This is a genomic window from Bacteroides sp. D55t1_190419_B8, from assembly GCF_015558905.1.
GTDB classification, from domain to species: domain Bacteria; phylum Bacteroidota; class Bacteroidia; order Bacteroidales; family Bacteroidaceae; genus Bacteroides; species Bacteroides vicugnae.
Genome location: NZ_JADMOU010000016.1, coordinates 98,565 through 124,497 on the forward strand (window position 1 = coordinate 98,565; position 25,933 = coordinate 124,497).

General features: G+C 42.2%; 13 protein-coding genes and 1 pseudogene. 2 read left to right on the forward strand and 12 right to left on the reverse strand.

Annotated features, from left to right (window positions below):
• Window positions 1-2: 2 nt before the first annotated feature.
• The 10 genes and pseudogenes from I2I13_RS14735 to I2I13_RS14780 form a co-directional block, all read right to left on the reverse strand.
• Complete coding sequence (locus tag I2I13_RS14735; RefSeq protein WP_195649826.1) at window positions 3-2,090, reverse strand: alpha-galactosidase; 2,088 nt, start codon at window positions 2,088-2,090, stop codon at window positions 3-5.
• A gap of 19 nt (window positions 2,091-2,109) precedes the next feature.
• Entirely contained in the window at window positions 2,110-3,984 is a 1,875-nt protein-coding gene (locus tag I2I13_RS14740) for an FAD-dependent oxidoreductase (protein WP_195649827.1), read from the reverse strand.
• 39 nt (window positions 3,985-4,023) lie between these two features.
• Window positions 4,024-6,822 carry a glycoside hydrolase family 3 C-terminal domain-containing protein gene (locus I2I13_RS14745; protein ID WP_195649836.1) on the reverse strand — a complete coding sequence of 933 codons (2,799 nt, stop codon included), beginning with the start codon at window positions 6,820-6,822 and terminating at the stop codon, window positions 4,024-4,026.
• 27 nt (window positions 6,823-6,849) lie between these two features.
• Window positions 6,850-7,857, reverse strand: coding sequence for a glycoside hydrolase family 43 protein (locus tag I2I13_RS24720; protein ID WP_195649837.1), 1,008 nt, complete (start codon window positions 7,855-7,857; stop codon window positions 6,850-6,852).
• Between the two features lie 102 nt (window positions 7,858-7,959).
• A pseudogene (locus I2I13_RS14755) lies at window positions 7,960-10,602 on the reverse strand (glycoside hydrolase family 2 TIM barrel-domain containing protein); the annotation flags it as partial.
• Window positions 10,603-10,687: 85 nt separating this feature from the next.
• The gene (locus I2I13_RS14760) at window positions 10,688-12,166 is read right to left on the reverse strand and encodes a RagB/SusD family nutrient uptake outer membrane protein (RefSeq protein WP_195649828.1); all 1,479 of its coding nucleotides are present in this window, start codon (window positions 12,164-12,166) and stop codon (window positions 10,688-10,690) included.
• Window positions 12,167-12,171: 5 nt separating this feature from the next.
• Window positions 12,172-15,396 (reverse strand): TonB-dependent receptor, encoded by a 3,225-nt coding sequence (locus tag I2I13_RS14765; RefSeq protein WP_195649829.1) that lies wholly within the window; start codon window positions 15,394-15,396, stop codon window positions 12,172-12,174.
• A gap of 25 nt (window positions 15,397-15,421) precedes the next feature.
• The gene (locus I2I13_RS14770; protein ID WP_195649830.1) at window positions 15,422-16,465 is read right to left on the reverse strand and encodes a BACON domain-containing protein; all 1,044 of its coding nucleotides are present in this window, start codon (window positions 16,463-16,465) and stop codon (window positions 15,422-15,424) included.
• Between the two features lie 25 nt (window positions 16,466-16,490).
• Window positions 16,491-18,191, reverse strand: a complete 1,701-nt coding sequence (locus I2I13_RS14775) for a right-handed parallel beta-helix repeat-containing protein (protein WP_195649831.1) — start codon at window positions 18,189-18,191, stop codon at window positions 16,491-16,493.
• A 161-nt stretch (window positions 18,192-18,352) separates the two neighbouring features.
• Entirely contained in the window at window positions 18,353-22,399 is a 4,047-nt protein-coding gene (locus I2I13_RS14780) for an ATP-binding protein (RefSeq protein ID WP_195649832.1), read from the reverse strand.
• A gap of 232 nt (window positions 22,400-22,631) precedes the next feature.
• On the opposite strand from I2I13_RS14780, the gene I2I13_RS14785 reads away from it, so the two are divergent.
• Complete coding sequence (locus I2I13_RS14785) at window positions 22,632-23,192, forward strand: hypothetical protein (RefSeq protein WP_195649833.1); 561 nt, start codon at window positions 22,632-22,634, stop codon at window positions 23,190-23,192.
• A 48-nt stretch (window positions 23,193-23,240) separates the two neighbouring features.
• On the forward strand, window positions 23,241-24,029 hold the full coding sequence (locus tag I2I13_RS14790) for an aspartate dehydrogenase domain-containing protein (RefSeq protein WP_195649834.1): 789 nt from the start codon (window positions 23,241-23,243) through the stop codon (window positions 24,027-24,029).
• Here the strand turns inward: I2I13_RS14790 and I2I13_RS14795 are convergent.
• Complete coding sequence (locus tag I2I13_RS14795) at window positions 24,012-24,896, reverse strand: D-isomer specific 2-hydroxyacid dehydrogenase family protein (protein WP_195649838.1); 885 nt, start codon at window positions 24,894-24,896, stop codon at window positions 24,012-24,014. The genes I2I13_RS14790 and I2I13_RS14795 overlap by 18 nt on opposite strands.
• Window positions 24,897-25,058: 162 nt before the next feature.
• Window positions 25,059-25,682, reverse strand: a complete 624-nt coding sequence (locus I2I13_RS14800) for an HU family DNA-binding protein (protein WP_195649835.1) — start codon at window positions 25,680-25,682, stop codon at window positions 25,059-25,061.
• Window positions 25,683-25,933: the final 251 nt, after the last annotated feature.

The following is a 25,933-nucleotide window of genomic DNA, read 5'->3' on the forward strand; positions in this document are numbered from 1 at the left end:
TACTACATAATCTCGTATTGATACATCACAAAATCATTCTTTTGGGGAAGAGAAACTTTTATTATCCCTTTTCTACCAACAGTAACTGTCATAGCCTCTCCATTACCAAGAATTGGAGTACATACCACACGGGCACCCTCAGGTAACCATGTCTCTATCCATTCCTTATCGTGTATGTTATCTTCCCTGTAAATCAGAAGATAACCTCTTGTCCCATTACAACCGAGCAAGTCATCAGCCTGTTGGTCACATATAGACTGAAATCCAGTCCAGGAACGTCCGGAAGGCTCATCACCAATGGGAAGAATAGTTCCCTGGTGAAAATCATATTGTATCTTCTTATACTTCTCCATCATTTCTTTGATGGAGAAAGCTTCTTCAGGTAAATTAGCAGCTTCCATCCAAACCAGTGGCTGCCCTGCCATAGTTGTTGCAAACAGATATTCAAACGAATACCGGTTTGGTGCAAATGACTCGTCACCGTACTTCTCCGTATTTCTCCATTTATTCAGAAATTCAATCTGCAACCTTTCTGCCGGAACATATTTAGACAACATCCATAAATTACGAAGCGTCCAATACGGGTAATAGTTCTGCCAATCGGTATAACGATTTTCCAAGAAGATATTTCCATATTCGTTGAACATATGATAACCGCCACGATGACTAGCAGTTGCATCCAAGTTAAACATTACTTTATTATCTGTCTGTACCAACACCTTATCAAACAAATTGCGAAGATTGATCTCCGCTTTCTTAGTAGGTATATTTAATCCGTCTATTTTAAAAATACGGATCCCATAGGTACGATAAAGTCCAACCAAAGTTTCAGCATCTCTCTCCCAGTCGGCAAAGTCATTCTGTACACTCGGGTTAAACCATAAGCCTATCTCAATACCCAGTTCCTTTCCTTTTTTTACAATAGGGGACAGTCCACGAGGGTATTTTTTCTTATCTGGCTTCCAATAGTCTTTATTATCCCAAATATTCTTGAATGAGCCTTTAGCTACTGCCGAATTCGGACTTTTGCCAGTCTGCCATCCGTCATCTATTTGAAAGTGGGTCACCCCTAGTCTGGACATACGTTCAAGTTCCTGCAAACAAAATGCTTCGTTTACTTTAGAATCCTGGCTACGGTCACCCCAGGTATTCATCATAATCATTTCGTCACGGTCACGGAAATGGCGACGGGTATTCTTTTGATAGTTACGAAGGGCAGTCAATGCCTGCAATTTACCTCCACCATATACACCTGTTACACAACCATATGTTCGTATCCATTCATCCTGTTGAATATCCTTCTCCGTAAGACCTAGTCCGGTAACCATAAACTTTCCGAACTCTGCCATGAAATCGACACCATTATAGGCTAGTTGTACGCTAGAACAAGGCGCTTCTTTCAGGAAGAAAAAGCCACTGTTATCTTCACCGTTTCGTACAAAGAAAAGATTTCCACGATAGTTGTTTTTGCGATAAGTAATAATATCCCGTTCTGCTACCAAATTATTGTTCCAGTCCGTTACATCCCAAAACTCTACGGCTTTGGCATGCCAATGTTGACCTTTAAAGTTCAACTGATCCAAAACAGCAGTCACAGATTTAGATTTCATATCTTCGGCAAACTCAATATTCTTACGATCGGCAGCGTTCTCATCCCGTCCACCAAAAACACTGTTAACCGTACCTTTCAGGTAAGTGTCGCATGCTATTGCCGGACAATCATCATAAATGCGATATATCCGCCGAATGTCCAAAGAACCCAAAGAAAAAGTAACAACCGTTCTCAAATAGGCCGGATGAATGTCAGTAGCCATCACCTTTTCCACCTGGCAAGTTCCATCCATTCCTGATTTTGCATCCTTCAAAATGACGAAATCCGGCATCAACGATGCCGTTAAATTTGTTTTCCCGTTCACTTTATCACATAGACTATATGTCATCAGGTTTCCGCCATTCCATACGAACTTACGTTCAACCAATCTGTTAGCAATAGTCAGTGTATCTCCTTTCAGTTCACTATAACAGGAACTTTGGGCATAAGAGAATGTTACGAGACAGATCATTGCCCACACAAATAGTATTCTTTTCATGTTTAAATAAAACGGTCATTTATTTCATTAAAGCACGTGGAACCGGCAATAATTTATTTGCCTCATTAAACCGTTGATTATCCGGTAATTCATTTCCATCTTTACCCATCCCCTTCTGCATATATGTTTTAAGTTCCTCCAAATGATGCTGGTAAACTTCACGAGGAGAAGCTCGATACTTCTTACACAGAGAAGCTGCTATACCGACAACTTCTCCCATCATACCTGTAGTACGCATTACGCGGACTGTTCCCAACGCCACGTGAGTCACACTAATATTACGTCCTGCCATAAACAGGTTCTCTACATTTCGGGAGTACAGGCAGCGATAGGGTACTGCATAAGGATATATATAGATGTGGTTGGTTGCTGCTTTGAATTCCGCATTCGGGAACTTCTTCGAATTATCAGGATCGGGAAAATGCAAGTCAATACTCCATGTAGCCGTGAAAGAGGCATCTTCGTGAAAAACGTTCTTATCAATATCATCCTGTTTCAGAATATAGTCTCCCAACAGTCTGCGGGATTCTCTTTTTCCGGCAACATAGGCCACCCATCCCAGTGAACGATCTTTATATTTATCATTTGCCTTCAGGTGATTCTTCAGGAAACTCCAGTTGGAGTAAACAACCTGCAAACCATAGTCCCGGATACGTTCGGCATCATTCACCTGGTCAAAATTCATGCCTGTCTCCCACTTCCATTCTCCCATAGTCACTTTCTCACAATTATTTTCATTGAATTCTACTCCATAAGAGAATTCCGGAAAAGATGTTTTTTTCTTCTTATCCACTGAGTACCATTGGACAGAAGCTCCCATCGTCATCTTGTCAGCGACTTCCGGTGCCAGTGCTTCCCCAAACTCACTGCGTGCTTCACGCCCCATCCTATAGTCGGCTCCCGCCAAATAACCAATGGTCCCATCTCCCGTACAATCTGAAAACAAGGGAGCTTTCAGACATTGTTCCTCTCCGGTTTCAATATGTTTGATGATAATAGATTCTATACACTCTCCATTCATCTTCACAGATACTGCCCGATAGTTAGCAAATAATGTAACGTTCTCTTCTGCGGCAATAAACTCATTCTTCTTTTCATCTTCGTAATAATCTTCGGGTTGTGCGTTTCCTTTACGTGAATGTCCGAATTCACGAATCATACGCCCCAACCCTTTGTTAGGACCAACTTCGATATGCCCACCTAAGTGCACACGCACTTCAGCACTGTTATTACCTCCTAATACAGGACGGTCATTAATCAACGCCACCTTACATCCCAAGCGAGAAGCAGATGCCGCAGCACACATTCCGGCGATACCGCCACCAACAACAACCAAATCGTATTGTTGCTGTATGGCAGGAGCCTGCAGGTTCATCATTCTCCGGCGAAACAGATTCAGTTCGGCTGATTCCTCAGAAGGTATATCCTCTTTATCTGTCGTCAGATAGATAGCATCACAACGTCCATTAAAGCCTGTAAGGTCATGTAAGGTCAGAATCGCCTCCCCCTGTTTTAAATCGGTTTTTCCAGCATATTGCCACAACCATTTATCTCCTTTCGCACCCAGTACAGTTGATAGTTTCTTTCCGTTTATCCCCAGTTGGAACTTCCCCGGACCTTCTCCCTGATGCCAGGGGGAAGTCCAGTTGAAAGTACGGACATAAATATGATATGTCCCTTTCTCTGGTATTTCTATCGGAGTAGACGCATCTGCTACGGGAATACCCATACCGTGAGCCATCAGATAAGGAGAACCCATCAAGTCCATAAATTGCTGATCTGTTACCCAACCACCTTTATTTCTGAAACTTTCAGTTTCCACCCACACTTTCGCCGCATGTAAAGAGATACAACAAAGAGACAGGAAGAGGTATGCTAATACTTTTTTTGTCATAAGGCAAATTACATTTATAAATTACATGAAACAGTTCGACTATTCCTTATCTACTTTGACTTCGGCAATAGATGCTTTTCCCGAAGTAATCAGAATACGTATATCACTTACAGTCGTTTTATTAAACTTATAACTCTGCATACGCCCCTCATCAGTGATCTTTCCAGAGAATATAGTCAAAAACTGTCCGCCACCACTCGATACTTGTATATCGAAATGTGTCGGTTCTTTCTGCAAATTTGTCCAACGAATCGAAACACGGTCGATCGTATCGGCATCTTTCACCGGCAAAGTTAGATAATCTCCCTTACCGCCTGTCCATTTCGTCCCATTCTTCTTGTTAATATCCGGTACACGACTGTCTTGATAGGATACCACTGTAAGGGTATCAAATAAACGAATATCTGCAGAAGATGATCCGATCATGATTCTAAAGTCACCAGGTTCTACTACCCATTTTTCTTCTTCATTATACAAGGACAAATCTTCGGGCGTAATGGTAAACATCACCTCTTTAGTCTCTCCCGGTTGCAGGTTGACACGTTCAAATCCACGGAGATTTTTCTCATACGTAGTCACCGAGCCGATAATATCACGAATATACATCTGTACAACTTCATCCCCTTCTCTATCTCCTGTATTTGTCACATTAAGACGCACTGCTACATCTTGTTTAGGAGTGATAACAGAAGGTGATATAACAAGATCGGAATATTTGAAACTAGTGTAACTCAATCCATATCCAAACGGATACAATGCACCATTCACCCGACTCATATTTCCCTTTAATCCTGATACACGACCGCCATCTACCTGTGAAGCCGGTTTTGAGGGGAAATTAAATGGAATCTGCCCCACTGTCTTAGGGAATGTCACCGTAAGTTTACCTCCGGGATTATAATCACCAAAGATCACATCTGCTATAGCCGTTCCACCTTGCGAACCAGGATACCATGCTTCTAAAATTGCCGGTATATGTTTGTCTGCCCAATTGATAGAGTTGGGACGACCGCTAATAACAACCAGTATTGTCGGTTTTCCGGTAGCGTATACCGCCTTTAGCAAATCGAGCTGATGACCAGGCAGATCAAGACTTGACCGTGACTTATTTTCTCCACATGTCCGTCCGTTCTCACCTAAAACGACAATGGCTACATCACTTTTCAACGCATTGGTCACAGCTTTATCTATTTCAGCCTGTTCCACGTCGGTTAATTCTGTCGGCAGAATCTCCGAGTCGGGCCAGTTGGAGTCTACAACGTCGCATCCTTTTGTATAGAATATTTCTGCCTTCCCTTTCATCTTCTCTTTTATACCTTGTAATACCGAAATAGTCTCAACCGCCAACGGACCGTAATGAGAGAGAGCGTAAGATACGTCATCAGCATTGGGACCACATACGCTAATCTTCTTGATTCGTTCTTTAGCCAGTGGCAATGTTTGATTCTCGTTCTTTAGCAATACAACAGACTCCCGTGAAGCTTGTAATGCTATCATCTGGTTTTCCATGCTGTTTACTTCTTCATCGGCAGCTTTCAAATCCATCTGATAAGGAGTGTCGAATAACCCGACCATAAATTTAACACGCAGTATATCACGCACCCTATCATCTATTGTTTTCATCGAGAGACCTCCTTCAGCTATCAACTCACGCAAAGGCAATACATACGAATCAGGAGAGCGGAATGTACAACGCACGTTCAATCCGGCCTCAACCGATTGCCTGACGGACTCTTTCATATTTTGAGAAGTCCCGTGTTTAGAATGAAGATATTCCACCGCATCACTATCAGAAACAACATACCCTTTGAAACCTAAATCCTTGCGTAATCGTGTCATCAACCAATAATAACTACTTTGAATAGGAAAACCGTCATAATCGTTATATGAACTCATCGCTCCCAATAGTCCTCCTTTCTTTATAACTTTTTTCCAGGGATAAATATGTATATTTTCAATTTCGCGTGGAGACATTTGCGGGTCTACCCGAGACAATCCTTCACGTCCTCCCTTATTGTTACTGTATGCTACAAAATGCTTTGCAGTAGAGGCAACCTGATAATCTGTTTGCATTCCCTGTGTCATTGCCACTCCAAGTTCGGACACCAGGTAAGGACATTCACCATATATCTCTTCGTAGCGACCCCAACGTTGGTCACGCCCGACATCAAGAATAGGAGCATAGATATTGGTATATCCCAATAGTCTCCCTTCACGTCCCGTGATATACCCCACTTTCTTTATCAGTTCCCTATTCCATGTATGCCCCAATCCTAGTTGAGTGGGAAAGTTGGTAGCGATATAACTTTCTACACCTCTGATACCCTCATTTGTAAAATCAACAGGAATACCAAGTCGTGTATCTTCCACAAAGAAGCGTTGCACTTCGTTCAAGGCCCAAGCATGTCTCGACGCTGGCCAAACAAATGCGTTGTCTGACGGAGGTAATCCCCATTGGCGGAATCCATTGAGATGTTCGTCGATGGCCCCCATACCATCTTTCCATAGTTTATTCTTCCATTCGGCAGTGGGTAGTTCATCATCAAGTACACGCTGATAGCCATACAACGTTACCATTTGGCAAGTTTTCTCCTCTACCGTCATTTGGCTTAAAAGATCCTCCACTCTATCACAAATAAGAGCATTGGGATCCTCATAAATGTCTTTCTTACCATTTTTATTAAAGTCTATCCATCCATCTTTATAAATTGTTTTTTTAGATAATTTGTATGTTACCAAATCTTTTTTGCTTGGTATACGTGGGTCGTCTTGTTTTTGCTGAGCACACACCACAAAGGTTGCACCTAACATTACCATGGAAAAGAATATTTTTTTCATCATAAATAATATTTTAGTCGAGATACATCAGAACTTCCAGTCATCTTTCCAATATATCAGCGGATTATCATTTTCAAAAGTAATAGGTAACCATATATAACGTCCGTCAATTGCATCGTCAGGGCGCCATTCGTCTGCCATAAAAAGATAAGAGTCTTGCATACCTTGCACTTTAAGTATATAAGTACTCTGCCCACCAAAGGTAAGCTCACTATTGATTCCTCTGCAAGGATTACCCAATTCTTTCCATGGCCCCCATATTGATTCGGCCACAGCGGAACGTGCAGCATTAGGTTTCCAACCGGTGCATCCCGAACCTATGAAATAGTATTTACCGTTCCTTTTGAAAATAGTGGGAGCTTCCATATATCTGTTTACAAATATGCGCACATATCGACCTGTATGCGAAAGATAGTCGTCGGACAGTTCAGCAATATGCATAGTGCTATTTTCTTCGGATGAATAAATATGATAAGCCTTACCATCATCATCAACAAAGAGGGTCATATCACGCGCCATCTGTCCACCTTGAAAATCACGTCCCAGAATATTAAGTGAATCGGTATGCGTCGGCATCCCCGAACCTGTATAACTTTTACCCTGAGAGGGAATATTGCTCGACTTATGTAAAGGGAGCACATTCATCGGCCAGTGTCCGGCATTTGGACGCATACTTTTGACGAATTTGTATGGACCGGTGATATTATTACTCACAGCCACCCCTGATCGGGCTGCCTTGTATCCTTCAGACTTCAGTTCAAGATGGAACCACATCACGTACTTCTTCGTCTGAGCATTGTAGATTACTTTGGGGCGTTCAAGTATACATCCTTTCTCAATATCACTACCGGACCCTACAGAATCAACAGCAAGGGCAACTCCTTCATCGATCCAGTTATATAGGTCTTTTGAAGAATAGCAACTTACACCTACCTGGGCTTTATTCCCTTCACTGCCGGCTATCTTATGTTCTCCAAACCAGTAATAGGTTCCCTTATCATAGAGCATTCCACCCCCATGAGCATTGATATGCATACCGTTGTTGTCATACCATAACTGTTTGGGGACAAACGATTGATACAATTGTTTTCTTACCACTGTCCCTTCACATTGCGCCAATGGCTTCTTCACTGGATTTTCTCCAAATTCTTCCTGCTGATTCTCTACTGCACGCAAGCGATACTGATTCAATTCTCTTTTAAGAAGTTCGTTTTCTCGCAACAGTTTTTCGTTATTTTGAGGATTAAAGTCCTGATTCTTGACTTCTGTTTTCTTTTCCCCTTCCATCAATTCTTTCTCATTCCAAAGCATTGGTATGGATTCTTTATGCGACTCGATAACAAGTTCTGCCCTCAACGGCATTTCCAGTCCTTCTTTTAACACAGAAGCTGTAACCTTTATCTTTCCGGAACGGGTAGTAGAACGGAGCAAGACAGGTGCGGTTCCCCATACCACCGGACGAGGATTTGCCATTACATCCTCACCTCCCACTATTGTCGCTTCACCTTCTACATCAAACTTCACAAAGTAATTGTTCAGTCGTTTGATGTTTCCTTCTTTATCGGCTATACCAGCCACCACTGTGACCAAATCGGCTCCATTAGCCGTGACCCCTGTGCCTTCATCATCAACCCACAACACTATTTTTTCGGGACGCAATGCCGGAGAGCGTCGATGAGTAGCTACAAGCTTACCGTCAATATAGCCTTCGGCCAACATAAAGACTTCTTCCTGTCGGTGAGCCCGGGAAAGTTTTTTGTAATCCATGAAATGGAATACATCTGGGAATGTAATAATCGGCGAGGCCATACCTACCGAGCGATTTTCTTTTCTATATGTATATTGTTTCCCATCTTTAAATACTGTCAGACGAATCTCATCACAATTAGAATAAACGGTGACATCTTTAGAAGAGAACGGTGACATCTCATGAGCTATAAATATCATCGGTCCAGTTTGTGCCAGTATATTCGATTGAAGTGGCGAACGTTGAGACATAAACATCCAGTACGAATATTTGGGTTGTCTGAACACATCCATCATACCGCCATAGAAAGGGTCTGGATGATAACCACGCTGATGATCAAACGAATGCCAAAAAGATCCTCCCACATGTTGCCGCGAAGTGCTATTCAACTTCTCCAAACAAGTGAAATCATAAGGGGGATTGGCATAATGTGCCGCCTGTACTAATTGAGGAATCTCCCCCCATGACAAATGCACCCGGCTTGTAGAATTGTGTGCATTCCAATCGTCCACATTGTCACCCCATTCACGTGTGAAATAACATTTTGAAGGGTTCATATTATCAGTAGGATGAGAAAACAACACATCAAAGTATTCATTCCCATGTGCTCCACTATCACACCCTGCATAGCAATATGAATAAGGATATTCTTCTTTTACTACTCGATATGAGTTTCCGGCAAAATCTGCAGGATAGTGGGTTTCATTCAGAACGGGCTCCCACATCCATACCGAAGGATGATTACGATCGCGTCTCACGATATTGCGTATGTCGTTATATACTCTTTGGGCAAATACCGGATCATTATTCCAGAATTGCCAACCTGGAGTATTTACTATCACAAATAACCCCAGTTCATCGCATGCATCCATAAAGGCCGGATCTTGCGGATAATGCGCATTACGTACTACTTTTAGCCCTGCATCACGTATCTTCTTCGCATCGCGCCAATGGAGAGAATTTGATAGTGCATTACCCACCACAGCAAAATCCTGATGGCGGTTAGTGCCTATCAATTTCCCTTCATACGGTTCTCCATTTAACCAAAATCCATCTTTTCCCTTAAATTCTACACTTCGCACGCCTATGCGACGCATGTAACCGTCTATTACCTTTCCTTTATTATCTTTGATATATACATTAAGATGATACAAATAGGGAGATTCAGGCGACCACAGCCGGGGTGACCAAATGGTCATTTCCGTAGCTGTACTTCCCGCTTTATTTTTATTCAAACGAATGTTATTTGTTGCTGTCGCCACAATCTTCCCATCCGGCAATGCAAGTTCGTAAACTACCTTTCCTAAAAAAACAGAAGTGCCTTCATTTCTAACGTGAGTTTTCAGTTTTATCGTGGCCTGCTGTTTCGAGACATAATCATAGGCCACAAACAATCCTCCTCCCGCTACTTCATTTTCATAATTAGGATCGGTGATGTATGTGCAATTATGTGTGACCAGCCAGCAATCTCTATAAATACCACCAAAATAAGAAAAATCCAGCAGTTCCTGTGCCTTACCGTGAGGATATAAAGGGTCATTGCTATTATCAACTTTTACAGCTATAACATTGTCTTCCCCGTAGATAAGATCGTCTGTAAGATCAACGATAACAGGTAGATATCCTCCATAATGCTCAGTCTTCAACTTCCCATTTATCCATATCTTACACTTTCCCATGATCGCTTCGAAATGAAGGAACACTTTCTTTCCAGTCCATTCTTCTGCCGGATTGAAATGCTTGCGATACCAGACCACACCTTGATAATTTACGCATCCACTAGCCTCAGTAGGAAGATACTCTATCCCATGAGGAACAGATACTACCTGCCATTTAGTGTCATCATATTCTTTATCTTCAGCCTTAACCTCATCTCCTTTAAAGAATCGCCATGCTACATTCATAGAATAAGCCTGCCTTCCGGTATGCTCCAATGGATAAAACCCGGCAGTAGAGAATTTGGGCGAATACGGATATACAAAGGATACCACAAACAGGGAAAACAATAAGAACAACAATCTGTATTTTCTCATCACGAATCAATTTTCTTTATTAATAGAGCTTATATTCTTCTTGATGTTAGCTGGAAAGGGCTGGCTTTACAGCCAGCCTTAATTCCTATCCTGCGTAACCCGGATTCTGTTTCACTACACCTGCTGATTCATTAATGTATTTTGCCGGAATGGGGAAACGTACTTTATACCAATCGCTTTGACTGTCCTGAAATAATTCTTGTGAGTTAGAGACAAACACTCCGTGACGAACCCGGTCTTGGCGTGAAAGTCCTTCACAATAGAATTCATGCAAACGCTCGCTCAAGATTGCTTTATTGAAAGCCTCCTTATTGGCTGTTTGAGCGGCAGTCAATGGTTCCAAGTTTACTCGGTTACGTACCCTGTTCACCAATTCAATAGCTTCGGTAGTCGGACTACCATTGTTCTCATTAATGCATTCAGCCAGCGAAAGTAAAACATCAGCATAACGAAACACAATGCAGTCGGTAGTTCCGGCAGAACCAGTCTGTTCAGAATCTGCGCCGAGTTTTCGTGGAATACAACCACGAGTAAGATTACCCGAGCCACGTTTCACTACTCCACCATCTTTCCTTGTGTACTCTGTAATAATAGTATTCAAGCGGTCATCGCCTACTTCAAAGGAGTCGTAAAACTTCCATTGCATCAGGAAAGTGCCCCATGCCGATGCCTCAAATCCTCCCAAATCACTAGGTATTACCTGTGTCAGCCAATAATTAGGATTTCCCGAACCACAAGGAATGGCATGAATAATCTCTTTATTTTTTGCATTAGCCTTATCGAACACCGAGGCATAATTGCCCAAAAGAGTGTATACGCCACTGTTTTCCATAGCATACAATTGACGAGCTACCTTCTCCGCTTCCACAAAATTCTTATTTATCATATGGAATTTAAGCATCAACATCAGAGCCATTCCTTTGGAAGTACGACCCCAGTCGGTTTGTACATCGGGCAATACCCGGCTGGCCTCGTCGAGAGTCTCAATCATAATAGCAGTATATTCTTCGTCCGAAAGGCGAGGAATAAAAATCTCCGCTTCAGGATCTTCCAGTGCCTCATCAGTGATGAGAGGGACAGGACCAAAGAGGTCATACATAATATATCCTACCCATCCATACAGACATTGTGCCTCGGCAATCGCCTTTTTCTTTATCGCATCACTCACCGAACTGTTGTTGATGTTGCGTATCGCATTCTTTATTCGAGACAATTCATTGTATTGCGGATATATCTTTCCAGCAAACTGTGTACCAAGGTCGCTACCGTTCTCACGCCACCAATGTTCATAGAAGTGGTTGTATCCCTCATTGGCATATTTACCTTCCAACATGCCGGTTGTGAAATCCGAAATAACAGCATACCCCCACTGGTCAGCGCAATAGAACTTACCCCATCCTGTTCGGAAAGGAACATACAGAGCTGTAAGCGCCTTGCTCACATCCTCTTCGTTCCGGTAAAAGTTCTCCGGATAAATCTCGTTATAAGACGTTCGTTCCAAGGTGCAACTGCCTAACATTAACAGGACAAGAACCAACGCAAAAATATTTTTCACTATTTTCATATCTATTAAAATTTAATATCAACACCAAATGTGAATGAACTCGTACTCGGATAAAGGTATATATCATACTCCGGATCCGCCCCTTTGTAAGGAGTAATAGTAGCAATGTTTTTCATAGAAGCATAGAAACGCACTGAACTAAGCACTCCTCTTATCCACTTCTTGGGTAACGTGTATCCTAAAGTTATATTATCGATTCGAATATACCAGGCTTTTTCGACAAAGAAGTCACCATATCCCACACCACCATGTTGCCAAAAGCGGAACGACGGCACTTGAGAATCGAGGTTATCATAACTATACTGATCTTTCACGTACACCAATGTGTTACCACCTGAAAGCAGAGTCTCCGGATTTGCACCGGTCTTCTTATCGTTCCCTTTCCATTGATGAAACTTACCATACATCGTGATACCCAAGTCAAAATCTTTCCAACGGAAATTATTATTCCAACTGAACGGGATTGGAGTATTATTGTATTTCATCACAAGGTCGGCATTATCAATAATTCCATCGGGCATATTGGAATACATAGGTCTGCCGTTTTCATCGTATATCTTATTACCCATCTTATCACGCAGATAGCCATTGACGTCTTTGATCTTCACCTCACCGGCTCGACGATCGGTTTCTAACTGTCCGGGATTGACTTCTCCGGGTTGTAACAAGCCGTCAGAAAGATGAATCCACTTATCGTTCCATGTATATTTCGGTGCATCCTGGATATCCAACACTTGAGACGGATCGCGCTTGGTTGTCTTATCACGGTAATAAGTCAAGGTAAACCGGGTGTTCCACTCAAAATCAGCAGTACTGATAGGTACAGCATACAAAGTAAGGTCCACCCCCGTCGTTTTATCAATACGTTTTGTATTATAGTTCAACTCCCTTACCTCCTGAAATGACATTAGCGATTTATTGCCAATACGATTTTTAATGGTACGCTCGTACACATCGATACTACCGCCGAAACGATTATCGAATAAACCAAAATCAAGTCCGACATTCTTATCATATTGTGATTCCCACGACAAATTTGGATTTCCGATAACTGCCAGACGAACGCCACTGTTTGGCTTATTGTTGAAATAGTAACTATAGGCAGATTCTGACTTATAATAGGTCAAAGTACCTGTCAGGCTACCGGCATTACCAGTCACACCATATCCTGCACGTAACTTAAGATTATAAATCCAATTTATATTTTTAAGCCACTCTTCATCGCTTATACGCCATGCAAGAGCTACACCACCGAAGTTACCCCACTGTTTATTGGGCGCAAAGTTGGATGAACCATCGCGACGGAAATTAGCCGTAAGGAGGTAGCGTCCCTTATAAGAGTAGTTCAAACGTCCAAGGAATGAGGCCGATTGGCTTGTATTTTTAGATGAGCCAACTTTGGGACGTTCATTAGTACCCAGTCCGAGATTATGCCACAGCACACCATCGTAAGGAAATCCCGTATTCCAGCCCAACAGACTCTCGGAATTTTGATGCTGATATTCCCATCCTAACATCACCGACAGAGAATGGTCTTCGGCAAACACTTTATTGTAAGTGGCCCTCATGTTAACATACATATTGGATAGGTCCGTGCGATTTATCTGTGCAATTCCGTCGTAATCGGCACCCTGAATGGTAGTAGATGCAAAATGGCTTCCTGTTTTGGCAAACTTACGATCATATCCCAACGTTCCTAAAACAGTAAGGTCTTTGACAGGTTTCAATTCCAAGTATCCAGTAGTAAGCAAACTTTCTTTTTGAGTATCCATCGTCACATCCAGAATAGACAGCGGGCTAATACCCTTTACTCCTTTCATCATCACCGGATTAGACCAGTTACCGTCAATATCGCGTGCAGGCACCGTAGGATCATACCCTCTTGCTGCCTGAAACAGCACGGTAGTACCCGACGATCCTTCAAGAGCTACATCCGAAGAATTAACTGATGAATACGAAGCCGACACACCTCCCTTAATCCAGTTATTGAATGTATGGTCAATATTCATGCTCCCCGAAGTACGCGCATAGGTGTTGTTAATAGCAATACCTTTGTTACTCATATGACTCAACGACACACGGAAAACCGTCTTTTCAGATCCTCCTGATACAGAAAGATCATACTTCTGTATTTGCCCCTTACGGGTCACTTCATCATACCAATCTGTTCCACCGGGAAAATTATCAATACCCGCAGGGTCGAATATAAACCCTTTATTGGGTTCACTTGCATATTTCTGCTGGAATTCAGCCAACAAGTCAGCTTCAGATGGCAACGGTTTATTTCCCCATGGATAATAGTTCTGCTCGTAAACATACTGTTGAAGCTGGTAACGGTTCACCTGTCGCATATAATCTTTCGCACCAAACACCTCCGGTTTCTTATCTATCCATTGCCCGGTGTATGAAGCCTTGAATGATACGTTAGTTCTGCCTGCCATCCCTCTTTTGGTAGTAATCAAAATCACTCCACCAGCCGCACGCGAACCGTAGATAGATGTGGCACTGGCATCTTTAAGTACCTGGATGTCCTGTATATCGTCGGGATTGATATTATCAAGTACACTCTCTTTTTCACCCTTGCGATAGTCCAGTTCGGAACTCGCATCCGGTTCCCACATGGTTTGCACGGGTATTCCATCAATTACAATCAATGGTTCTGCTTTTGTAGCCGCTCCACGTATCTGTATAGATACCTTTGCACCGGGTTGGTCACTTGTCTGACTGAAACTCATACCGGCAATCTGGCCCTTCAACGCTTGTGCCACTGTAGTAGTGGCCGTTGAAGGAATCTCTTCTCCGCGTATAGATGCAATGGAGCCGGTAAGATCTCCCCTACGTTGCGTACCGTAGCCAACTACTACCACTTCGTCCAAATCGTTAATATCTTCTTTAAGTACGATTTGCAGAAAATTTTTCACGCCGGTTTTTGCCTCCGCCTGCCTATAGCCAATATAAGTTACTACCAGCGTTGATTTCACAGGCGCTTTCAATAAAAACTTACCATCCATATCAGTAGTAGTCCCTATGGTCTCATTTTTCACTTTGACTGTAGCTCCAATGATAGGAACCCCTGCCTCATCTACCACTATCCCGTCGACAGTGGCAGTTTGCTGCGCATATACCATACCCGTCTGAAGCAACAGGCATAGTAGTGAAAATAGAATCGTAAACAGGTAAGGCTTGCTATGTACACAGCCATTCCTTTTATCTGAATTGATATTATTCATATTCTAACTATTTTTTATATTGTGTTTATTCGAGTACAAAGCCCAACGCATGGAACCATATACCTTTATCACTCCCTCGCGTAGCACGGAGTCCTATGGAGACTTTACCACCAGTGATAGTAAGCGAACGAGTGATAGTTCTCCATCCGCCACGAGCTTCTGCAAAGATGCTCTCTACCGTCTCACTCCCCTCGCTATCGATAATCACGAGCCACAGGTTACTTCCATCGGTGCTCGAACCACCAGCTTGTGCAATGAATGTCAATGTGTAAACACCATCAAGAATTCCATTTACAGTCTGGAATATGGAACCTTGGCTAGCCCCGCCCGTATCAACTTTAATAGCCCGATAACGACCTTTTTCAGGATCAGTGATTGAACTTGGAATCCAGGTACCTGCAACGAAGACATTTTCGGCAGAGCGTTCAATTACCCACGGTTCAAAATTACCATCAAGGAAGTAAGAATTCTTCAAAAGCGGCTCACCGTTCTGCTTCACCAAAATCCCGATATCCTCCATTCCTTGAGCACGTACCAATAACGTTTCCTCACGACGAAAGTCTGAATTGGCTTCTGCCGTTATCTTAAAGCCCTCATTTGTCTTTTCGGAAATGGTACACCATGCAGGTGCCACCACCTCATAACTTTCCAAATTGGTTTGAAGTGCAACGATCTGTGTGCCACCCTCCTGTGCAAACTGTTTGGTCTTTTCGCTATCGTCCATTCGGAAGAAAAGTTCACCTGCTTCCTGTTTCACAGTCAAGACCACAGGAGCGCCAATATTCGACTCTATAGTTATTTTATTTTCCCTTTCTCTTACCGTTGTGTTTTCATCGACCTGTATCTTAAATCCGATAGGTTGTTTGGCAAGAATAATACACCAATTGTTTTCAGAAGTGACCCGGTAATCTTGAGTAGTTCTCAATATCACCGATATCATATCACCTTCTTTAGTGATGGAAAAATTCCTTTCACCTTCCACAATAAACATGTCTTTATCTTCTTTCTCGCATGCCGACAGTCCAAGCAGCATGGTTACGAATAAAAAAACGTTTAATAATTGCTTCATATTATATTAGAATAAAGTTTATTAATTACTCTGCGAATGCGCCCATATAGCCAATTCCAATAGCAGAATTACCAGCAAAGTCAGTGTTCAACATACCGTCAAACAACAAGCCGTCAAGAAAGACCTTGGCTTCGGTAGGGCGGCAGAAAGCTCCTTTATCGTAGCCATCCATATCACTGGGTACGGTAATGCCCGGATTGTACAGAAGAGCAGCGGCATCCATTCCATTAGCCTGAAAATTACCTAAGTTGTAGTACAGATTATTCAGGAAAACACAGTTGTCTATGTATGAATCATCGAAAATGCCTATAGTGGGTGTAGTAGACATAAAGATATTATTACGGAAAGTGATATCGTGAGATTTGCCCTTTTTCCCCCAGTCGTCACTAAATAACACCCGTTTGTTTTTATTGTCAGTAATAACAATATTGTTATATATTTCCGTACGTCCCACATTAGTCGAGATGGAGGCCAAAGCCCCCTTTTGAGCTCCGCCGTTAAAAAGGAATATATTGTTGCGGACGATAGTTCCCTCATGATTTTCGGTCTCATTATTACATAAAAGTATGCCTCCTCCCACATTGTGGTGAACATAATTATACTGCACAATGGTATTTTTGCAGGCAATGTCTACATCGAGTCCTTCACCATCCGAACTACCATTGCACCATTGTGTATAAGCCGATTCATTATACTGTACTACAGTATTACGACTCGAATAAGGCCAAATACCCACACTTGCCTGTCCCGTACGTCCCAAGAAGTTAGCATAGTAACATACATTATGATCAAGGAAAGAATTGTCAGCTCCACCAAGAACGATACCGTCACCACCGATATAGTGAAGTCTGTTACCTTGGACTACAACATTAGTATTTGGATACCAATTATGTTCATCATCTATATATTCATTATATCCCTCGCCTGCGCCTGTGCGACTTCCCCAGCGATTGATGAACATGATGCCGGTGCGTGATACCTGATAGAATTCATTGTTGGTAATAAACATATCTTCATACCACCCGGGCCCCGCCTCTTTTGCCACAGTTTCGATAACAACACCGCCAAACGATTTATTGTAATTGCCATCAGAACAAATAGCTCTAACATCAAGACTCGTCGGACTCACGCCTACAAAATCAGCATCACCCGCCCAATTAATTTCTTCGAAACGGCAACTTGTCACTTCAATGTTTTTTATGGCTCCTGCCTCTATCGCTCTAATGTACATACCACGTTTACCAGTCTTGTTGGTAATGAAGATATTCCGAAAACGAATGTTGCCATCTTGTATCAACACAACCTGTTCTCCTCCGCCCCCTTCGAAACGGGCACGTTCACTGCCTCCATATATGTCCACAATGAATGGTTTCGCCGGAGTACCTTTCAAGTCCTTCAGAGTTAGCGAGCCTTTAAAAACAGCACCGCTCTTAAACAACACTTTAGTAGCGGGTTCTTTGGACATAGCAGAAACCTTATCCAACGTTTGAAAAGGCGATTCGGGAGTCAAGCCGTTATTGGCGTCACTACCGGTTTTGCTGTCTACATAATAGGTCTTATAGCCACTTTCATCTATTGGGGTTATGGACGGTGGCGTGATTACTTCTGAATAAACCACATTTTCCGGTCTTGGCCTTTTGCCTGATGTTTCTTCGTCTTTGTTATCACATCCGCCACTACTTAGAAGCAGAAGGATTGAGATCAATATACAATTCATCTTTCTCATAATTATTAAATTATAGTTTAACATTTCACTGCTCAAAATTACATATACAAAATTAGAGCAACATCTTCTTAAATCACCTATTTATAGGGTCTGAACAAACGTGGCACCAGAAACGAACATTTAACGCATATGGCGCAGGACAGATAGATAGGAATCTTTTTCTATTCGAATACAGATACATCCGTTTCCTGATTTGGTTCAGATGGTTCTTTTCTATATTCAGAAGGTATCAGACCATATTTTTCCTTAAAACTCTTACTGAAATACCTGGCTGAAGTATATCCTGTCCGGTATGCTATTTCCGAGATATTAAATTCTGGATTGTTCTTAAGCCAAAAGGCAGCCTTCTTCAGCCGGATATTAGAGATAAAATCGGAAGGGGTTTGCCCTGTAATGGCTTTTAGCTTATGGAAAAGACGTGTACGTCCAATCAGCATCTCGGACACAAGGACATCTACATTAAACTTACTGTCACTCAAGTGTTTTTCGATAATCTCAATTACTTCATCCAGAAACTCCTTATCCAATGGATTAGATGCAAGAACCTGTGCCCCAACAAATGGCTGTTTGCTGAATTTCTCCTGAAGCATTAATCTATTTTTCACGATATTATTGCATCTGGAAATCAAAATAGGCACATTAAACGGTTTTGTTATATAATCGTCGGCTCCAATCCGTAATCCTTCCAAATTATGTTCCACTCCCATTCTGGCCGTCAATAGAATAACTGGTATGTGGCAAGTCTCCATATTATTCTTTATCTCTTTACAGAGATCGATTCCCGAGAGTTTTGGCATTACAATGTCACTAATAATAATATTAAAAGTTTCCGCTTTGACCTTTTCCAATCCTTCTTCCCCATCTTCAGCCGATACAACAGAATAGAAAGGTGCGAATATCTGTACCAACAATTCCCTAAGCTGCTTATTGTCTTCAACAACAAGCATTCTTAAATCATTCTCCTTTTCCTGGATTATTTCACCTTCAACTGCCATGTCATCATCCAGCAATAGTGGTAACGGCATTTCTTCAGTATTATAATCCTGCAAATAGCCGTCCGTAACATCCGACGTTTCTTCCTCCAGTTGTTCTGGCAGAAAATGCTCTTTACCTCTTTTAAGGCGAATCGTAAATGTCATCCCCTCGCCTTTTGCCCCCGAAGCCCTGATTGTACCGCCATGCAGTTCGACAATTGATTTAGTCAGAGCCAATCCCACTCCCGTGCCCGTACCGGAGTCGCTCGGGTTTGACTGATAAAATCGATCGAATATTTTGTCTATCTCTTGAGCATCTATGCCGCACCCATTATCTGCAATTTCCATCAACACATCATCGCCATCCTCACAAACGGATAATGTGACAACTCCCCCACAAGAAGTATATTTCATAGCATTTGAAAGTATATTATTAATTACTTTCTGCATTTGCTTCGCGTTATACCAAAGAAACACAGGCTGGTCCGGCTTTTCAAATATCATTTGGATGCCTTTCGTATCTGCATACTCCTTAAAGAGAAGATAATTCTCAAAAAGGAAGCTAGCGATATCGTTTTCACAGACCTTCATTTTCATATATCCCTGCTCTTGTTTTCTGAAATCAAGTAATTCACTAATCAGTTCCTTAAGTTGAATACTATTCTTATATACACTGAAGAACTTCTGATAGACAGGCGGAGAAAGAAGTTTGCCCTGCAAAAGTGTTTCCATCTGCCCAATGATAAGAGTCAACGGAGTTCTGAACTCGTGCGAGACGTTCGTAAAGAATCGAAGTTTCGATTGGTTTAATTCTTCGACGTCGTGCGTATGCTGCCGTTCATACTTGAGCGACTCCTGCAATTTTATTCTGTTATGATACACACGTATCAGATAATAAACAGTCAATACGGCAAAAATCACATAAAACAAATACGCCCATATCGTAAGATACCATGGGGGAAGGATTTCTATCTCCAATGAGCTTTCCGGTATCGCATCTCCGGTTAGAGCTATTGACTTCACTATCAAAGTATAATTTCCCGGCTTCAGATTTGTATAAGTGATCTCCCGACTATCTCTAAGTGGAGTCCAAATATCAGAAAAGCCTTTTAACTGATACACTAGATATTCAGGTTCACCAGGCAAATAGTTTGAAGCAGCATAACCTATGGTAAATACAGACTGTGAGCTTTTCAACACAATCTTTTTTGCTATGCTGATGGATTCTTTTAATATTCCTGTATCATCCCCCACTTCAATTTCATGTCCGTTCACCAGCAAACGATATGGGAATATATGGAAAAAAACAGATGGATGCAGCAAATCTGACTCTTTGAAAGAGATCATCCCATCGACTCTGCCGACATATATCGTACTATCTTTAGATTGAAATACAGAATTTTCATTAATTGTTTTCATCGGCCATTCACTAAGGACGATTAACCCAGTACCCTCCTTATCCCTCATTCCCAGCAGTGAAATTCCTCTGTTAGTCAGTGCCAGAAGGTTACCCGAAAGAAGTTCACACACTCCATAAACACAATCTCCAGACAAACCGGAAAAGTTCTCAAAACTATCCGTTTCATAATTATATAAGTCTATGCCACTATCAGCAGAACATATCCACAGATTATGCCGGCTATCAAGGTAAAGAGTATGAATATGCGGGCTACATAATGTTCCGGGTTTCGACGGATCCGATTGATAATATGTCATTTTCCCATCTTCGAACCGATAGGAGTATATACCGTCGCTACCCACTATCCATAATATGCCACGATGATCTATCAACAGATCATTCACCCGTTGAATGGTAGATATTCCGTCGGGACCTGAAAACAACTGCTCATAATTGCCTGTTGCAGGGTCGAAAAGCATCACACCACCTTGGGTAGCCAATATGAGTTTCCCTTTATAAGGAATGATCGTAGATATGATATTCGTTCGTAAATCTCCTTTTCTCGATTCTTTTGCGTAATAATTGGTAAAAACATCCGTTTTCAGATCCAACCGGCTCAATCCACCGAGATGTGTTCCTATCCACAATACATCTTTATCGGAATCATACCAAAATGCTCTTGTATTATCATGAGAAATAGAATTCCGAGAATCGTTATGAAAATACCATTTAAAGCTACCCGACTGGGGATTGTACATATTGAGTCCACCCCCATCAGTACATATCCAAATATTATTCCGGTTATCTTCTGTCATCTTGCCCACAGTCGAATAACTTAATCCTTTTTGTTCCTGTTGGGATGCATGGAAGTGGTGAAATATTTCTTTTTGCGGATTGATACAGCACAATCCTCCGTGGTATGTCCCTATCCAAAGGGTACCTTGATGATCACATAACAAACTCCAAACCGAATAATATAAATTCCCAGACTTTTCTTCTCGACGGAGATAACTAACAAACGTTTGACTCTTCTCTTCAAAACGGTTTAGCCCATTAAAAGTACCTATCCATATATGTCCTTGGCTATCTTCACAACAAACGCGAATAAAATCGGAACTTATTGAGCCGGTTTCATTAGCCTGATGACGATAATGCATAATGCTGTCGTTTGAAAATAAATAAAGCCCGGAATCCCAGCTGCCAACCCAAAGTCTTTTGCGGCTGTCTTTAAAGATTGATCCAATTTTTCCTCTTTGAATAGGATGCTGTAGTTTATTATCAGCAGACAGGAGATAAAGTCCATTTCTTTCAGTACCTATATATAACCGACCGTCATTTCTGTTCAGACTCACAATCTGATTTGTCCTGTCAGGTAGTTCATAATACTGATTTACCTTCCCACCATCGTATGTATATATCACATTATTGCACGCAAAATAGAGGCGGTCGTCATACAACATAGCCGAAACATCTCCTTTAAATAGTACCGAAAACTTTTCCGAAGTCATATCAAACAAAGCCATACCCAATACAGTATGCAAGAAAACATGTCCGGCACGGTCACCGGTAATAGCAGTAATCGTATTACAAAAAAGACTGGTTGTATCTCCTTTATGATATCGATATTCTTTAAACTCCCTGCCATTATACAGACTCACTCCGTTTCGTGTACCACACCAAATGAAATCCCGCTCATCCTGATAGAGCGAAATTACAGAGAAATGAGTCAATCCGTCAGCGGTAGACAAATGTCTGAATTCAATGTCTTGCGCATTTACGTCTAATGAGATAATGAGATAAAGAGATAGCAGGATAATAGTAAGAATGTGTTTCATGAGCTCTGAATCTAATAGATAATGATTCGTTTTTTGGTGATATACAAAAATAACGATTCGTTCCCAAAAAGCACATTAAGAGAATAGTTTTTTTCAGTCGGGTGAACAGATTCCTCACCTTAAACGAACAAATTTAGCACATGACTAAAAGAATTCCACAACATACATACCAAAAAACATTCTACCCTTTCCTGCTATTTTCTGATAGTTTTTTCCGAAGTACTATAATTACGTGAACAAAGCGAATGCTTCCAACACCCGGAATGTGAATATCAGGAAACTACGGCTTATTCTTGAAAGAACAGGGGACATAGCCATTAATTATAAAGGCGGCTACTGGTCTATCAGCATAGGTGACGACATTACCTGTGACTATCATGAGATCAGCAAAATCCTGCAGGAAGTACCGGACAAAGCAACGGTGGACATCGCTACCTTACAGCGTATTCTGAAACTCGCTGCGGGAGGAACACTCACACCTACCATCAGTACAGAATGGCTCGACTCTTTCAAAGACGAATATACCAAGCAGGTCACTACTTTCATGCTTAGAATGTTGGAAACCTCTGATGTGAAAGGAAACAATAAGCTCATATTGCAGATAGCAGACGTCCTGCTGCTTAATGATACGCTTGATGAAGAAGCGATGCGCATCAAGTGCCAGATATTATTCCGGATGGGCCAGAAGGGAGCATCCAAAAAGTGTTATGACACTTTCGTCGCAGAGCATACACGCCTGTTGAATGAGAAACCTGCCATCAGTTACGAGTATATCCTGTCAGACCTCCAGTAATTACAGACCGGCCGAAGCTCTTACCAATAAAAGTATTATCTTTGTTGCATGAAAAGATTAGTCATTGTAGGATGTGGACGACTTGCAGAAATCGTTGCGGATGCAGTTGTCAAAGGTTTATTACCAGATTATTATCTGGTAGGTGTCTATTCGCGTACGGCATCAAAAGCAGCACACATCGTAAATAAAATGCAGCAACATGGCAAGCCTTGCATTGCTTGCGCCACATTGGAAGAGTTATTGGCTTTAAAGCCTGATTATCTGGTAGAATCAGCCTCTCCTGCCGCTATGCGGGAATTGGCTTTGCCGGCATTGAGAAACGGAACGTCTGTCGTTACTTTGTCTATCGGTGCTTTAGCAGATGAGGCATTCTATCGGGAAGTGACAGAAACCGCCAAGGCAAATGGTACACGGGTCTATATCGCATCCGGAGCTACCGGTGGATTCGATGTTTTAAAAACTGCCTCCCTGATGGGAAATACGACGGCTCGCTTCTTCAATGAAAAAGGTCCTAACGCACTCAAAGGAACTCCCGTTTATGATGATTCTTTGCAAACGGAGCAGCGTACCGTTTTCTCCGGCAGTGCTGCGGAAGCGATTCGCCTCTTTCCAACCAAAGTGAATGTTACAGTTGCCGCTTCACGGGCTTCTGTCGGTCCGGAGAACATGCAGGTATCCATACAGTCTACTCCCGGATTTGTGGGAGATACGCAAAGAGTAGAAATCAAAAATGACCAGGTGCATGCCGTAGTAGACATTTATAGTGCTACATCGGATATTGCAGGGTGGTCAGTAGTGAGCACCCTGATTAATATCGCTTCACCCATTGTATTCTGACAGATTGGCCAGTACTTTTGCGCTCAGGCGGTCAAACGCCTGACGCGTGCGGCCAGTAGACACCTGCATACAACGTACATGCGGATGATTGAGAAGCTGTTCACCCCCCAACGCGCCTATCGTGTCACAAAAGCAAAGGTTGTCACCTTCCAGCCATTCAGTAAAAGCAGCCTCATCCCATGCCGGTGATAAACCGGTATTGAATAAAATCTTCCGGTTACCCATCTGCTTAAATTCCTCTTCATGCAGTAAAACCGTATTTTTATTAAGACAGCAGCAAATGACTTCACTCTCTGAAAGGAGTTCCCTCAATGGCAGAAAACGATATCCTTTGACAGTAGCCGCTTCTTTCTCACTGCGGGCATAATATGAAATATCAGCACCAAAGAATTTCAAGGCGTCCGCTATCATGCCGCCAGACTTACCCAATCCGATTATTCCGACTTTCAATCCGGTGATTTCACGAGGCAATTCTTCCCACGGTTCCTGTCCAAAGCCGTGCAAACAGCGCACCAACTCACTGACTACATATTCCACCACTCCTTCGTCACCATAATCCCGGATACCTGTTACCGTGATACCTCGTTCATTGGCATAACGAATATCAACATTGGCACTTTCGGGAGAATAGAGTGAACAACACATTCCAATGTATTTCACATTCGGACAACATTCGAGTACATACCGGTTGATACGGGAGGTATAACTCAAAAGCACCGCATCAGCATCTCCGATACGGACAATTATTTCATCATCATTCGCGGGTATATCAGGATACATCACCACCTGACCGGCAAATGAATACAACGCTTTTTCGGCCGACGGAACCAGGCTGACCGGTTCTATAGCTACAAGTTTCTGAAACATCATTTTTTATTTTAGAAGTATTATACAAACATATATGGTTACCGGATTAGCAACCCAACATGGCGCTAAGATACAAATTTCCAGCCATAATATCATTTAAAGATGAATGATTACAGTACGTTTTAGACACGCGAACGCAAGTTAAACAGATCCATGCAGAGTTCACAACTCGCTATCCGGCTCCTTGGGTGGCGGCGCAATGAAGTGCATCTGATTGCCCCGTCCCTCCCTCTTGATAATACCCTCGGCTGCAAAGGATTTGAGGTCAGCGAGCGCGGTATTCTTCAGCCGCCCTGTGAGTTGGGTATACGTTGTTCTTGTTATAAACCCATGCTGCCGGATATATTGCAGCACAAACTGTTTCAACTTTTCCCTGTCACACTCTCTTGAGGTGTTAAAGTCAATGTATTTTCTACGCTCCAGATCGCCCCGGACGCCTGTCCGGAATTCCTTAGAAGCACGGAAGTTCACCCCGTTGAAAGAAACGGAGTTGGAACGCAAGTCTTTCTTGTCCTCCACCAAACGGGATGTCACCTTGGCGGAGAAGAATCCAAACTCTCCCAGTTCTACCCGGAATCCCTCGCCCAGATAGTCGAGTGTTTCGTCCCGTAACTCGGAAAGGATCCCTTCTATCATCCCCTCCTTGAATCCGGTTCTCTTGGCTACTGCCCGAACAAGCTGCTTTGCCGTAATTGTTCCGCTATAAACAATGTCGGCATACATCGTTTCAGTCTCGCCCTCTTTCGTGGTGAGGGACGGTTTCTTCTTTAAATTGTAATAAGCCATCTTTCTTTTCTAACTATGATTAAGAACTTTCAGTGCAGAGATTAATGTATTTTTGTGCAGTCGGGAAGTCGTCACCTTGCAAGGTGACGATTGTCACTTTATAAAAGGATAAATGGCATCTTATAAAGTGATAAATGTCACCCTATAACGTGACATCCCCTTAGTGAAAGGAAGCAGGGCAGACGCATTATATTTTTTACTATCCCACTCCTGTTTTTATTCTATTTATATGATTGATTATTAACTTATTA